The following is a 13,159-nucleotide window of genomic DNA, read 5'->3' as shown; positions in this document are numbered from 1 at the left end:
CTAGAACCTCTCGGGGAAGATCAGGCAGACGACCAGATAGATCACGAGGGACACGGCAACGATCAGACCAACGATGTTTTCCAGGCTCACAGCCGCCCGACCCCCTTGGCAGCCAGCCCGATGAGGGCGAACACCGCAACGGTGAGGCCGATGAACGCGACGTCGGACATGTGCCAGGCACCCCGCAGAGTCATCAGGGGCGGGACCGTTCGGCCCTCCCGGCCGGTGGGGAGATGAGTCATTTCTGACGCTATATCGGTTTGCTTTGCGGGTGCCCTGACGCTCCGCGGGCCGATCGGGTGACGGTTGAACACGGGGATTCACTCGGCGAGGCCGGATGTCGCGCTGCCGCCGTGCGCGGCGCTCGGCAGTGTGAGCGTCACCGAGAAGGCGGCCCCCTCTGTGGCCGTCTCCAGGGACCCGTCCATGGCCTCGGCCAGGTCGCGTGACAGCCGCAGCGCCAGACTGTCACCCCTGCTCCCCGATGCCCGGGTGGCGGTGATGCCCGGTTCCGGGCCCCGCCCCGGCATCCCGTCCTCCACCCGGATCTCCAGGCGGTCGCCGCGGACCTCGGCGGTGAAGACGGGGGGCCGGTCCGGCAGGCTGTGCCGCAGCGCGTCGGCCCCGAGGGCGGTCAGGGCGCGGGTGAGGAGGGCAGCGTCGGCGATCACATCGGGCAGCCGTTCCGGCAGGCGCAGAACGATCGAGTGGCCCCCGGGCCCGAGGTCGTCCAGGGCAGCGCCCAGCACCTCGCTGAGGTCGACCGGGCGGAGATACAGATCGAGGGCCCCGGCATGCAGACGGCTCAGATCATCGAGATCGGTGACCAACTGCGCCGCGCGGTGCACGGCCGCGCGGGCAGTGTCCAGAAGCTGCGCCTCTTCCGGAGCCGGCTCGCCGACACGCCGACGCCGCAAGCGCAGGAGCGACTCCTCCGCAGTGTGCAGCGGAGCACGCAAGTCCCGGCCCGCTGCCAGAAGCAGAGATGCCCGGGTGCGCTCGGCGTCGGCGAGAACGTCCGCGCCACCGGACAGCCCGGCGATCCGCCCCCTGGCATGAGCCAGCCCCAGTTCGGCGGCGCACGCAGCGAGAACGCGTCGGTCCTCCGTACTCAGTGCTGAGCCGCGGGCGGCGAGCGTGAGACGGTCGCCGACCGGGCTTTCCACATCCGCCTCACCTGGTCTTTCCGGCGGCCGCTCCCCGGCACTGGCGACCACGTACCAGCGGGGCACGAAAGATGCTTCCGGATCCCTCTCCAGCAGGCTGATCGCGGCCAGGCCGAAAGACTCCAGGATCTGCTCGAGCAGCGCCGGCAGATCCTGGCCACGCATCACGGCGGCAGCCAGGCGGCTCAACACCCGCGCCTCCGATGTCGCGCGCACGGCCTGGTGCGTACGCTGCGCAGCCGCTCCCGCAGCAGTGCCGACGAGAGCTGCCGTGGCGACGAAGACCACGAGAGCGGTGACCTCGTCGGCACGCTCCACGGCCAGCGAATGCATCGGCGCGGTGAAGTAGTAATCGGCGAGCAGCGCCGCCGCAACGGCGGCGAACAGAGCGGGGTAGAGCCCACCGACCAGGGCGACCACCACGACGGCGAGGAGAAAGACCACCAGGTCGCTGGAGAGACCGAGGTGGCCCCGCAGGGCGGTCAGCAGGAGCGCCAGCAGGGGCAGCAGCACCACGGCGCCGGCCAGCGCGGACCAGTACCGCCGTGGGCCCATGCCACGACTGGGATGCGGAAGCCTGAGCGCAGCCGAGCCGGCCGCCTCCTCATGCGTGACGATGTGCACGTCAATGCGGCCGGACCCCTTGATCGTCCGCTCGCCCACGCCTGCTCTCAGAAAGGAGGCGAAGCGGCCGCGCCGACTCGCGCCCAGCACGATCTGAGTGACGTTCTCCGCCTCGGCGAACTGGAGCAAGGCATCGACGACGTCCTCGCCCGTGGTCTGGTGGTAGCTGCCGCCGAGCGACTCGAGAAGCAGGCGCTGGGCATCCAGCACCACAGGGTCGATGCCGGTGAGACCATCCTCCGGGACCACATGGAGGGCCAGCAATTCGGTGCCGGGGGTACGAGCGCTGATCCGCGCGGCGCGTCTGATGAGGGTCTCGCCCTCCGCACCACCGCTCAGGGCCACCAGGATCCGCTCCCGGGTCTCCCAGGGGTCAGAGATGCCGTGTTCGGCGCGGTAGCGCTGCAGACCCTCCTCCACTCGGTCGGCGAGCCACAGCAGGGCCAGTTCGCGCAGTGCGGTGAGGTTGCCGACCCTGAAGTAGTGGGTGAGGGCGGATTCGATGCGGTCCGGTGGGTAGATGTCGCCGTGCACCATGCGGCGACGCAGCACCTCGGGCGGCAGGTCCACCAGTTCGATCTGGTCGGCATGACGCGCCACCTCGTCGGGCAGAGTCTCCCGCTGCCTGACCCCGGTGATCTGCCGGATCACGTCATTGAGGGATTCCAGGTGCTGGACGTTGAGCGTGGTGACGACATCGATGCCGACGTCCAGGCACTCCTCGACGTCCTGCCACCGCTTGGCGTTGCGGGCCCCCGGAACGTTGCTGTGGGCCAGCTCGTCGACCAGCACGACCTGAGGGCGGCGGGCCAGCACCGCGTCGAGATCCATCTCGGTGAAGGCCGCACCGCGATGGACCAGAGTGCACCGGGGGATCGTCTCCAGCCCGTCAGCCATGGCAGCGGTCGGCCGACGCCCATGGGGCTCGACGAAACCCACGACGACATCCGCGCCCAGGGACCGCAGCCGCTGCCCCTCCACGAGCATCGCATACGTCTTCCCGACCCCGGGAGCGGCCCCGAGGTAGATCCGCAACCGCCCACGTGCCACCGGCGAACTCCTGCCAGACACCCCATGCCGTACGCGCCCCTACCATGGTGCGCCCCTCCAGGCCCCTCCACTCGACGGCACCGGCCCTCAAACCCGCAACGGCACCCTCACGGCCCATCGGGTCCAGCCTGCATGGCCCGCCGCCGGCCGCCGCGTGAGGATGGCGATGTGAAGGCAGGCCTCGAGGTGGATCCTGCTTCCTTCTTGTTCCGGTGAGCGCACGCTTGTTCCGGTGAGCGCACGATGACTCTCAGCCTGTTCCCCGGTGTGGACGAAGCTCCCGGCCCTCGACCGCCCGGGCTCGGCCGCCACGCGGAAATACAGAGCGGCAGACGAGTCGGGCTGTACGCCGGGTTCTGTCGCCCGGTCGCCTCGCGGCGGCCGGGGAGACGGCCATCCATCTAGGACCGGCGTTGCCGCCGGCCTCGTGCGGTCTACCCGCGGACTCGGGCGGGCAGCCCTCGAACGTCCGCGCAGAAACACCGGGGTGTTTCCTTTTGACCTTGCTCCGGGTGGGGTTTACCTAGCCGTCTGAGTCACCTCAAACGCTGGTGGTCTCTTACACCACCGTTTCACCCTTACCGGGGGCCGAAGCCTCCGGCGGTCTGTTTTCTGTGGCACTGTCCCGCGGGTCACCCCGGGTGGCCGTTAGCCATCACCCTGCCCTGTGGAGCCCGGACGTTCCTCGGGAAGTCCCGCAAGGGACTCCACGCGGCCGTCCGCCCGGCTCGTCTGCCGTGTCGACCATGGTACCGGGCGTGAGGCCCGCTTCGGTGCGGCGGCCGTCGCCAGGACCGAGCCGGTGAGGATCAGGGCGAACGCGGCCAGGACCGTCGCGGTCAGGGACTCGCCGAGGAGGAGCACCCCGGCCGTCACGGCGACCGCCGGGTTGACGTACGTGATGACGGTCGCCCGGGTCGGGCCCGCTTCCTTGATCAGTTCCAGGAAGGCGACGAACGCGATCGCCGTACAGACGGCGCCCAGGGCCGCGAGGGAGATCAGGGCCCCGGCCGAGGGCAGCTCGGCCGGCCGCGTGAGCACGGCGGCCGGGGCGTAGACCAGTGCCGCCAGGGTCAGGCAGAGTGCGGTGAGCTGGAGGGACGGGACCTGCTTCAGATGGCGGGCGGCGATCAGCGGCGCGATGGCGTAGCCCAGGACCGTCACCAGCACCTCGGCGAGCGACCGGGCGTTGCCGCCGGTCAGGTGCGGGACGGTGAGGACACCCACGCCCACCAGGCCGAGCCCCAGGCCGACGAGGCGGCGGGCGCCGAGGCGTTCCGTGTCGCCGAAGAACCTGGCGAGTGTCACGCCGACGATGGGGACGCCCGCGATCAGCAGGCCGGCGGTGGAGCTGGAGAGGTGGCGTTCCGCGGAGGTCAGGGTGTACCAGGGGCCGATGATCTCGATGACCGCGAAGGCGAGCAGGGGGCGCCAGTGGGCGCGGACGGTCCCGGTGAGGCCTCCTTGCCGTAGGGCGAAGGGCAGGAGGAGCAGGGCGCCGAGGGCGCAGCGGGCGAAGACGACCCCGGACGGGGACACCTCGTCCACCGCCACCTTGATCATCAGGTAGGGGACGCCCCAGACGACTCCCATCAGGGAGAACAGGAACCAGCCGCGTGCAGTCATGCGGCGAGTCTCTGCCGGGTCAGCGTCCGGCGTCTTGAACGCTGTTGCGGTACGCCGCCGGGGTCACCCCGAGGACGCGGCGGAACCAGCGGGTCAGGTGGGCCTGGTCGGCGAAGCCCACGAGCCCGGCCACTTCGGCGGGGCGCAGCCCGGCCTCCAGCAGGCCCCTGGCCCTGGTGACCCGGTACTGGGCGAGCCAGGCGTAGGGCGGTATCCCCATCGTCGTGCGGAACGCGCGCAGGAGCTGGTAGCGGGACAGGCCCAGGTCGGTGGCGAGGGAGGCGAGGGAGGGCGGGGCGAGCAGTTCGTCGGCGAGACGGTCGCGGACGGCCAGGGCGATGTGCCCGGCACCGGGGACCGCGCAGGCGTCCGCCCGGGCGGTGGAGTGGCGGTGCGCGAGGGCGGTGAGCAGCCAGGGCAGCCGGGACTCCGCCTCCAGGGGGTCGGGGCAGGCGCTGACATCGGTGTGCGCGCGGCGCAGGGCGCCGGCCAGCTCGGGGTCGTCGAGGACCGGCTCGCGGAAGTGCGGGAGGCCGGTGCCGTGGGTGCCGTCGGTGAGCAGGGCGGGGGCGGCGTACAGGGCGCGGTAGGCGTAGCCCTCGGGGGCGGCGGGGCCGCCGGTGTGCATCTCGCCGGGTTCGAGGACGACGATGGTGCCGGGGCCGGAGACGATGCGCCCGCCGCGGTACGCGATGGCCTCCAGGCCGCCGGTGGTCACGCCGACCGTGAACTCGTCGTGGGCGTGCGGGGCGTACTCGTGCCGGTCGAAGCAGGCGGTGAGCAGGTCGAGCGGCGGCCCGCAGCGACCAAGTCGCGTTCTGGTCCAGCTGGCCTGTTCCCGTACATTCGTCACCTCGCACCTCCTCCCGATCCCAGGGGATCAAGGGGATCAGAGGAAGTCGGCGGTGTCCAGGTCGATGTCGAAGGGTGCGGGGAGGGGCAGGGGTTTGCCCAGAGGGCGGGTGCAGACCTCGCGGTAGTCGTCCTGCTCGGGGGCGCTGAACAGTGTGATCGAGGAGGCCTCGCGGTCGACGAGGAGGTAGAGGGGGATGCCGCCTCGGGCGTAGCAGCGGCGTTTGGTCTCGCGGTCCAGCTGGGGCCTGAGGAACGTCACCTCCACAACCATGGCGACGCCCTCGCAGGGCATCCAGGGGGCGGCGCCCCGGTAGGGCCTCAAGGCCGTGGGAGCGAAGGTGCTGTCCGGGATCACGTGGTCCTCCGGGCATGCGCCGCCCCTCTTCAGCTTCAGGCCCTTGTTCCCGGAGAACTGCATATCCGTCCGCGAGGCTTTCATCACCTGCTTCACGATCAGCCAGAGGTACTCCTCGTGCTCCCCGTCCGGCGGTGGGGTGAGAATGAGTTCCCCTTCGACGAGTTCCGCGCGAAAGCCCTCCGGAGGGTCGAACGCGACGAACCAGTCCAGCAGGATCTCCTCCGAGATCGGGTCGTATGCCGTCATGTCGTCGCTCTCCTTCGCGTTGCTGTGCCCCCGTCGTTCGTCAGGCTGGGGGACGCATGGGTGCGGCCGAGCGCGGAACGGGCTGGGTTCGCTCGTCCGTGTGCGCTTGGCCCTGCCTCGACGTCAACGTCTCTACCGGGGGCATGCGGATCGGAGAACTCGCCACGGCCGTCGGTGTCACCACCCGGACCGTGCGGTACTACCACCATCCGGGGCTGCTGCCGGAGCCGGAGCGTCGGGTACCGGGCCTACACACTGCGGCACGCCGTCGTGCCGGCGCGGATCAGGCGGCTGACCGAGCTAGGGGATCCGGCCGGCGCTGCTCCGAGTACCGGGCCACCGGGTGGACCGACTGCTGCGAGCCGCACACCTTGCCCGCGGGTGCGCTGTCCAAGGCCGGCCAGGAAGCGGCATTTCGCACACGCGGCCCGAAGCGGGACGTGCGCGGCCCGACAACGGTACCTAGGGTGGGGAGTACGGGAGCGCAGGTCTGTGACACAGCCTGGAACGAGTGACGAAGAAGCAAGACGCGCGACGCAGTGCCCGGTCCGCTGTAGGCCCGGCCGCGACGAACGGCGACCGGCGCGGACCGTGCACGCCGTCGGGCGTTGGGGATGGACCAAGGGCGGTTCTGAACCATGAGGGATGCACATCGACTCGAGCCCATCTCGGCGAACCTGGGCAGCGGCACCGTGCTCGCGGCGTGGGAGCGGTTCGTGCAGGGCGAGGATCAGGTCCCGGGCGTCCGGCCCCTGGTGGCGATCTCCTGGCATCGCAGCCGAGAGCAATACCGGGTCGATCCTCACCTCACAGAGGCTCCGGTGGCCGTCGCGACGCCCGACCGTACGCCCGAGCACGATGTCGTATTCGCTGAGCTGGGTTTTCGTGCCGCCTCCGTGGCACACGAAGTGGGCAACCTCGGTGGCGTCGTTACCGTCGCCGATGCCACTGGCCGGATCCTGGCCGAGTGGGGCGACCAAGCTACGCTCGCCAGAGCCGGCGAATCCCATCTGGCGCCCTGGTTCTGCTGGTCCGAGTGTGCGGTCGGCACGAACGGCATGGGCACGGCGCTCGAGGCGCACGGCCCGGTACCGATCAGGGGCGCGGAGCACTGGTGCCAGGCGTTCCACGACTGGGTCTGCGCGGGCATCGCGGTGCGCGACGTGGTGACCAGGGACCCGATCGCGGTCCTGAACATCTGCTGCTGGCGCAGCCGGCTTCCCGCGTCCGCGGAAAGCTGGCTGGCGAACGCGGTCACCATGACCCGGTACCCGCTGAAGAGGCGCGCCCGGGACAGCGGCGCCGAGTTGGTCGCGGCCTACACCCGGGCCAGGACACGCTCCGGTGCGGCGCTCGCCGCGGTGGACACCGCGGGCAAGGTGGTGATAGCCGACGACACGGCAAGCATGCTTCTGGGCGTCCCGGCATCAACCCCGGCGGTCGACCCCACACTGCGATGGAACGCCGGGCTGCCGGAATTGATCGCAGCCGCCCGGTATGCCGCTAGGCAGGCAGCCCACAATCCTGACTGGGTCGGCTCGACCCAGATCTTCGCCCCCCTCGCCGACGAGCCGACATCGATCAGCATCCGACCCGTCTTCTCGTCCGGACACCTGATCGGGAACCTGGTCTCGTTCGGTGCCTCCGACGGGGCGCGGTTGCCCCAGGCGGAGGGGTCCGCACACCCTCGGGTACAGCCGCACCGACTGGTCGCGACGCGCGACAACCGGATGGTGCTGCTGCGGCTGCCGGAAGTCTCCTTCGCTGAATCGCAGGGAAACGATGTGTGGCTCTCCACCGATCAGGGGCGATTGCGAGCCGCTTCTCCGACCCTGGACAAGCTCGACAGTGAGCTGGCGGATGTCGGCTTCCTACGGGTGCACCGCCGGTATGTGGTCAACCTCAGCCGCATCCGGGAGATCGAGCGCGGACCCAAGGGCGAGCTGTCTCTGGTCATGGATGACCGGACGAACGAGATGGTGCCGGTTTCCCGGCGAAACGCGCCGACCGTGCGTCGCGCGCTGGACCTCTGAGTTTCCCGGCACAACCGCTGTTCCCGAAAGGAAGTTCCCGTGGCTGACAGTCCGGACGCCGTTGTCGGCAAGACGAACGAGGGGAGCGCGGGCGGCCTCGGCCTCTCCGTCTCGGCCGGGCACCCCGGTCACCCGATCGGGGGCGCGAGCAACCGCGACTGGTGGCCGAACCAGCTCGACCTGAGGATCCTCCGGAAACACTCCGCCATGGCCGACCCCATGGGCGAGGACTTCGACTACGCCGCGGAGTTCCGGACGCTCGACCTCGACGCCTTGGCGCGGGACGTCGACGAGGTGCTCACGACGTCGCAGGAGTGGTGGCCGGCCGACTTCGGCCACTACGGGCCGCTCGTGATCCGGATGGTGTGGCACTGCGCCGGGACGTACCGCATCGACGACGGCCGCGGTGGCGCGGGCGCCGGCATGCAGCGTTTCGCGCCGCTGAACAGCTGGCCGGACAATCGCAACCTCGACAAGGCGCGCCGGCTGCTCTGGCCGGTGAAGAAGAAGTACGGCCGCAAGATCTCCTGGGCCGACCTGATGGTCTTCGCGGGCAACCGCGCCCTGGAGACGATGGGCTTCACGACCTTCGGCTTCGCCGGCGGCCGGGCGGACGTCTGGGAGCCCGACGAGGACGTGTACTGGGGTCCCGAGCGCGCCTGGCTCGGCGACGAACGCCACGGCGGCGTCCGGAAGCTGGAGAGCCCTCTGGCCGCCGCCCAGATGGGCCTCATCTACGTCAACCCGGAGGGACCGAACACCGTCCCGGACCCGCTCACCGCGGCCCGGGACATCCGCGAGACGCACCGGCGCATGGGGATGAACGACGAGGAGACCGTCGCGCTGATCGCGGGCGGCCACACGTTCGGCAAGACCCACGGCGCGGCCGACCCGGACGCCCACCTCGGCCCCGAACCTGAGGGCGCCCCCCTCGAGGAGCAGGGCCTGGGCTGGAAGAGCAGCTACGGCACCGGAAAGGGCACGGACGCCATCTCCAGCGGGCTCGAGGGCACGTGGACACCCACCCCGACGAGATGGGACAACAGCTTCTTCGAGACCCTGTTCGGCTACGAGTGGGACCTGGAGCTGAGCCCCGCCGGTCTGTGGCAGTGGATCCCGAGAGACGGCGGCGGGGCCGGCACCGTGCCGGACGCCCACGACCCATCGACGACACACGCCCCGACGATTCTGACGACGGACCTCGCGCTGCGGTTGGACCCGGTCTACGAGCCGATCTCGCGGCGCTTCCTGGAGAACCCGGACCAGCTCGCGGATGCGTTCGCCCGGGCCTGGTTCAAGCTGACGCACCTCGACATGGGACCGATCCAGCGCTACCTCGGACCGCTGGTCCCCCGGGAGACGCTGCGCTGGCAGGACCCGGTCCCCGCCGTGGACCACGAGCTCGTCGGGGCGGCGGACATCGCCGCGCTCAAGAGCCGGATCCTCGCCTCCGGGCTATCGGTCTCCCAGCTCGTCTCGACCGCGTGGGCGTCGGCCTCGACGTTCCGCGTCAGCGACAAGCGGGGCGGGGCGAACGGCGCGCGCATCCGCCTCGATCCGCAGCGGGGCTGGGAGGTCAACGGCCCCGAGACGCTGGCACAGGTGCTGCGCACCCTGGAGAGGATCCAGGAGTCCTTCAACAGCTCCCAGGCCTCCCAGGCCGGGGACAAGAAGATCTCGCTGGCCGACCTCATCGTGCTCGGCGGAGCCGCCGCCGTCGAGCAGGCCGCCAGGACCGCCGGCCACGACGTCCGGGTCCCCTTCACCCCGGGACGCACGGACGCCACGCAGGAGTGGACCGATGCGGAGTCCTTCACCCCGCTCGAGCCGACCGCGGACGGGTTCCGCAACTACCGTGGCAAGGGCAACCGGCTGCCGTCGGAGCACCTGCTGGTCGACCGCGCGAACCTGCTGAACCTGAGCGCGCCCGAGATGACCGTCCTCGTGGGTGGCCTGCGAGTACTGGGCGCCAACCACCGGCAGTCGCCGCGGGGCGTCTTCACCTCGGCGCCCGGGTCGCTGACCAACGACTTCTTCGTCAATCTGCTCGACACGGGCACGGAATGGAAGCCGACATCCGCGGCCGCGGAAACCTTCGAGGGTCGCGACCGCGCCACCGGAGAGGTCAAGTGGACCGGTAGCCGCGTCGACCTCGTCTTCGGCTCGAACTCCGAACTGCGTGCCGTCGCGGAGGTCTACGCGAGCGACGACGCACGGGAGAAGTTCGTGCAGGACTTCGTCGCCGCGTGGGACAAGGTCATGAACCTCGATCGGTACGACCTCGCTCGATCCTCCGTCGGAGCCCGGATGTCGGGAGAGGCGTCGTGACCGGTCAGCCGGTGTTGATCGGCGACGATTGATCGGAGCTGCCGCCGGCCCCGGCGCGACGCGGCGCAGTGCGGCCCGGCTCCTTCCAACGGTGGCACATCCGGTACGAACGGTAGCTGGTCGCGGACGAACGGCATGAGCCGGCCCGAACCGGTGCTCACCCTTGTCGGTGCGATTCGCCCGGCGTAGCGTACTTCTTGAATACCAATTTCTCACCCTTTTCGGTGTGATTCATCCGGGATAGCGCGCTCCTTGACCACCGATTGCAGCCGGACATTGGGCGACACAAAAAAGAAATTTGAAAGTCAATTCGGAGAACAATTTTCCGGGCGGAGGTGTGCAACCGGCCGCGGCGTGTCGCCGTCAGCGCGGCCGACGCGAAGTGGACATAGAGATTCGAGACGAGGAGAGTGAAGCCCCGATGACGACCGCGCAGGAGCGAGCCGACCTGCTGGACAAGATCGGGTTGGCCGCACAGAACAAGGCAGCACTGGGTCAAGTGCTGGGAACCGGAAACATTGGGCAGGCCACTGAGGGATCGGATGGCCGCATGCAGGCCACAATTCGCATCAACCCGGATGAGCTGACCTGGGATCCCTCTATTCTGGTCATGCCCCATGGAGGCGATATCGAGCTCGAGCTCGTCAATGACGACCTGAACACGCACTGCGCGCTCCTGCCGAGCAATGGCGACCGGAAGTTCATCTGGTTGGTGAACCATTCGCAAGGACGGGCGACCCTCAACCTCGACGGGCCGGGCTACTACTGGTTCAGCTCGCCCACGGGCAACGACGAGGGCCGGGGGCTGACCGGGGCCATCGTCGTCATGGGGGACGCTCCGCCGGAGGCTCGCCTCGACCGCCCCGAACAGCCTCGGCCGTAGAAAGGAAGAGGCAATGACTGTTGCATACGTGGACGCGGGTGAGGCTGTCGACCAGGGAAACCTGAGCGGCAAGGTCGCGGGCGGGGAGGTCGCGCCGCCGGTAGTGGCCGGCGTCGACTACGAGCGCATACTCAATGCCCGCGAGGAACCGCAGAACTGGCTCACCTACTACGGCGCCTACGACGGGCAGCGGTACAGCCCGCTGGACCAGATCAACACGGAGAACGTCAAGCGCATCGGCCCCGCATGGGTCTTCCAGGCCGGCACGACCGGCCTGATCGCGGGCGCGTCGACCTACTCGTTCGAGGCCGCCCCGATCGTCGTCGACGGGGTCATGTTCCTCTCCGGCTGGGACGGCTGGGTCTGGGCCCTTGACGCGAAGACGGGTGTGGAGATCTGGCGGTACAAGCATGCGGTCCCCTTCGACGTGTCCTTGTGCTGCGGGAACGTGAACCGTGGGGTCGCCGTGGCTCAGGGGAAGGTCTTCTTCGTCACGGCGAATGCTCGTGTGCTCGCGCTCGACGCCACCACCGGCAAGCGGGTCTGGGACAGGACCTACGGAGACGTCCGGGCCGCGGAGAGCGCCACGGTCGCTCCGCTGGTCGTGAAGAACATGGTCATCGTCGGGAGTTCCGGCGGCGAGTTCGGCGTACGCGGCCACCTCGACGCGTTCGACCTCGAGACCGGCGAGCACCAGTGGCGCTGCTACACGGTGCCGAAGCCCGGGGAGCCCGGCTCGGAGACCTGGCCCGCCGACGGCGAGGCCTGGGCGCGGGGTGGGGCGAACTGCTGGATCACCGGCACCTTCGACCCGGAGACGAACCTGCTGTACGTCGGCACCGGCAACCCGGCGCCCGACTTCGACGGAGGCGTCCGCGAGGGCGACAACCTCTTCACCGACAGCGTCATCGCCGTCGACGTGGACAGCGGCCAGATCCGCTGGCACTACCAGTGCACCCCGCACGACCTGTGGGACTACGACAGCATCGCCGAGTGCATCCTGTTCGAGCAGAACGGGCGCAAACTGCTCGGGCACTTCGACAAGAACGGCTACTTCTTCGTCCTTGACCGCACGAACGGCGAGAGGGTCCAGATCACCCCCTTCGTGGACCGCATCACGTGGGGGGCGATCACGAGGGACGGCCAGGTGACGGCCAAGGTGTACCCGGACAAGGAGGGAGAACCGGTCCACTTCTACCCGGGTCCGGCCGGCGCCAAGGAATGGACCCATGCGGCCTACAGCCCGAAGACCGGGCTCTTCTACGTCCCGGTCCAGGACACCGGCGCCACGGCCACCCGGCGGCGCCGGGAGTTCAAGGAGAGCATTCCGTACTGGGGCGCGGGCGTCCAGGTGGACATCGACGACATGGCGGGGTCCATCAGCGCGTTCGACGTCAACGGCGAGGAGAAGTGGCGCTGGCGCAACGAACTCCCGATGTGCGCCTCGGTGCTGGCCACCGGCGGTGACCTGGTGTTCGCCGGTGAACCCTCCGGGGAGTTCAACGCGCTCGACGCCCGCACCGGGGAGCTGCTGTGGCAGTTCCAGTGCGGAAGCGGCCACCACAGCAACCCGACCACCTACGTGGTCGACGGCAGGCAGTACATCGCCGTACCGGTCGGTTGGGGCGGATGGGCCGAGGGGTTCCTCCCCGGCATGCTCGGCGCGGGGCACGGAAGCGCCCTGCTCGTCTTCGCCCTCCCGGAATCGTCGTAGCGCGTGACCGGAGCCTGCCGCAACGCGGACAGTGAGGAGGTGAATTCATGGAGTCCCAGCTCGCTGTGTGGGAGACGCCCGAGTTCGACGAGATCGGAGTCGCGGCCGAGGTGACCATGTACGTGGCTCGGTTGGAGGACGAGTGACGTGGGGCGGGGGCCGCCCCCGGCCGGCCCCCCCCCCCGGGGGCGGGGGGCCCCCCCCCCCCCGGGGGGCCCCCCGCCCCCCCTAGCTATAACGCGGTGTGGGGGGGGTGGGGCGGGGGGGGGGGCCGGG

General features: G+C 69.9%; 10 protein-coding genes, 1 other RNA gene and 2 pseudogenes. 6 read left to right on the top strand and 7 right to left on the bottom strand.

The window, feature by feature from the left end:
- The 7 genes and pseudogenes from kdpF to ACFYQA_RS36545 all read right to left on the bottom strand — a co-directional run bounded on the left by kdpF (position 1) and on the right by ACFYQA_RS36545 (position 5,925).
- Positions 1–90, bottom strand: a complete 90-nt coding sequence (gene kdpF, locus ACFYQA_RS36575) for a K(+)-transporting ATPase subunit F (RefSeq protein WP_388927508.1) — start codon at positions 88–90, stop codon at positions 1–3.
- Positions 87–242 (bottom strand): hypothetical protein, encoded by a 156-nt coding sequence (locus tag ACFYQA_RS36570; protein WP_388927505.1) that lies wholly within the window; start codon positions 240–242, stop codon positions 87–89. Before ACFYQA_RS36570 ends, kdpF begins: the two co-directional genes overlap by 4 nt.
- Positions 243–320: 78 nt before the next feature.
- Entirely contained in the window at positions 321–2,840 is a 2,520-nt protein-coding gene (locus ACFYQA_RS36565; protein ID WP_388927502.1) for a DUF4118 domain-containing protein, read from the bottom strand.
- Between the two features lie 329 nt (positions 2,841–3,169).
- Positions 3,170–3,571: RNase P RNA component class A (rnpB, locus tag ACFYQA_RS36560), an RNA gene on the bottom strand.
- A 115-nt stretch (positions 3,572–3,686) separates the two neighbouring features.
- Positions 3,687–4,466 (bottom strand): annotated as a pseudogene (locus ACFYQA_RS36555) (DMT family transporter); the annotation flags it as partial.
- 19 nt (positions 4,467–4,485) lie between these two features.
- Entirely contained in the window at positions 4,486–5,319 is an 834-nt protein-coding gene (locus tag ACFYQA_RS36550) for an AraC family transcriptional regulator (RefSeq protein WP_388927499.1), read from the bottom strand.
- Between the two features lie 36 nt (positions 5,320–5,355).
- On the bottom strand, positions 5,356–5,925 hold the full coding sequence (locus ACFYQA_RS36545) for a Uma2 family endonuclease (RefSeq protein ID WP_388927496.1): 570 nt from the start codon (positions 5,923–5,925) through the stop codon (positions 5,356–5,358).
- 143 nt (positions 5,926–6,068) lie between these two features.
- Between ACFYQA_RS36545 and ACFYQA_RS36540 the strand changes: the two are divergent.
- The 6 genes and pseudogenes from ACFYQA_RS36540 to pqqA form a co-directional block, all read left to right on the top strand.
- A pseudogene (locus ACFYQA_RS36540) lies at positions 6,069–6,231 on the top strand (MerR family transcriptional regulator); the annotation flags it as partial.
- 332 nt (positions 6,232–6,563) lie between these two features.
- A complete protein-coding gene (locus tag ACFYQA_RS36535; RefSeq protein ID WP_388927493.1) occupies positions 6,564–7,958 on the top strand; it encodes a LytTR family transcriptional regulator DNA-binding domain-containing protein in 1,395 nt (464 codons plus the stop codon).
- Positions 7,959–8,093: 135 nt separating this feature from the next.
- Positions 8,094–10,286: a catalase/peroxidase HPI gene (katG, locus tag ACFYQA_RS36530; RefSeq protein WP_388927544.1), complete on the top strand. Its 2,193-nt coding sequence runs from the start codon at positions 8,094–8,096 to the stop codon at positions 10,284–10,286.
- 421 nt (positions 10,287–10,707) lie between these two features.
- Positions 10,708–11,169 carry an MSMEG_3727 family PQQ-associated protein gene (locus ACFYQA_RS36525; protein ID WP_388927490.1) on the top strand — a complete coding sequence of 154 codons (462 nt, stop codon included), beginning with the start codon at positions 10,708–10,710 and terminating at the stop codon, positions 11,167–11,169.
- 13 nt (positions 11,170–11,182) lie between these two features.
- Positions 11,183–12,883, top strand: coding sequence for a PQQ-dependent dehydrogenase, methanol/ethanol family (locus ACFYQA_RS36520; RefSeq protein WP_388927487.1), 1,701 nt, complete (start codon positions 11,183–11,185; stop codon positions 12,881–12,883).
- Between the two features lie 47 nt (positions 12,884–12,930).
- Positions 12,931–13,029: a pyrroloquinoline quinone precursor peptide PqqA gene (gene pqqA / locus ACFYQA_RS36515; RefSeq protein WP_109382866.1), complete on the top strand. Its 99-nt coding sequence runs from the start codon at positions 12,931–12,933 to the stop codon at positions 13,027–13,029.
- Positions 13,030–13,159: the final 130 nt, after the last annotated feature.

It is taken from the genome of Streptomyces sp. NPDC005774, from assembly GCF_042871645.1.
GTDB classification, from domain to species: Bacteria; Actinomycetota; Actinomycetes; order Streptomycetales; family Streptomycetaceae; genus Streptomyces; species Streptomyces pratens.
The sequence above is the reverse complement of the archived record's forward strand: the minus strand, read 5'-3'. Positions and strand labels throughout refer to the sequence as shown.

What these genes read in the sequence shown, in the direction of transcription:
- ACFYQA_RS36535 (WP_388927493.1), top strand. Translation starts at nt 6,564, where the DNA reads ATGAGGGATGCACATCGACTCGAGCCCATCTCGGCGAACCTGGGCAGC.
- ACFYQA_RS36570 (WP_388927505.1), bottom strand. Translation starts at nt 242, where the DNA reads ATGACTCATCTCCCCACCGGCCGGGAGGGCCGAACGGTCCCGCCCCTG.
- ACFYQA_RS36520 (WP_388927487.1), top strand. Translation starts at nt 11,183, where the DNA reads ATGACTGTTGCATACGTGGACGCGGGTGAGGCTGTCGACCAGGGAAAC.
- pqqA (WP_109382866.1), top strand. Translation starts at nt 12,931, where the DNA reads ATGGAGTCCCAGCTCGCTGTGTGGGAGACGCCCGAGTTCGACGAGATC.
- ACFYQA_RS36545 (WP_388927496.1), bottom strand. Translation starts at nt 5,925, where the DNA reads ATGACGGCATACGACCCGATCTCGGAGGAGATCCTGCTGGACTGGTTC.
- ACFYQA_RS36525 (WP_388927490.1), top strand. Translation starts at nt 10,708, where the DNA reads ATGACGACCGCGCAGGAGCGAGCCGACCTGCTGGACAAGATCGGGTTG.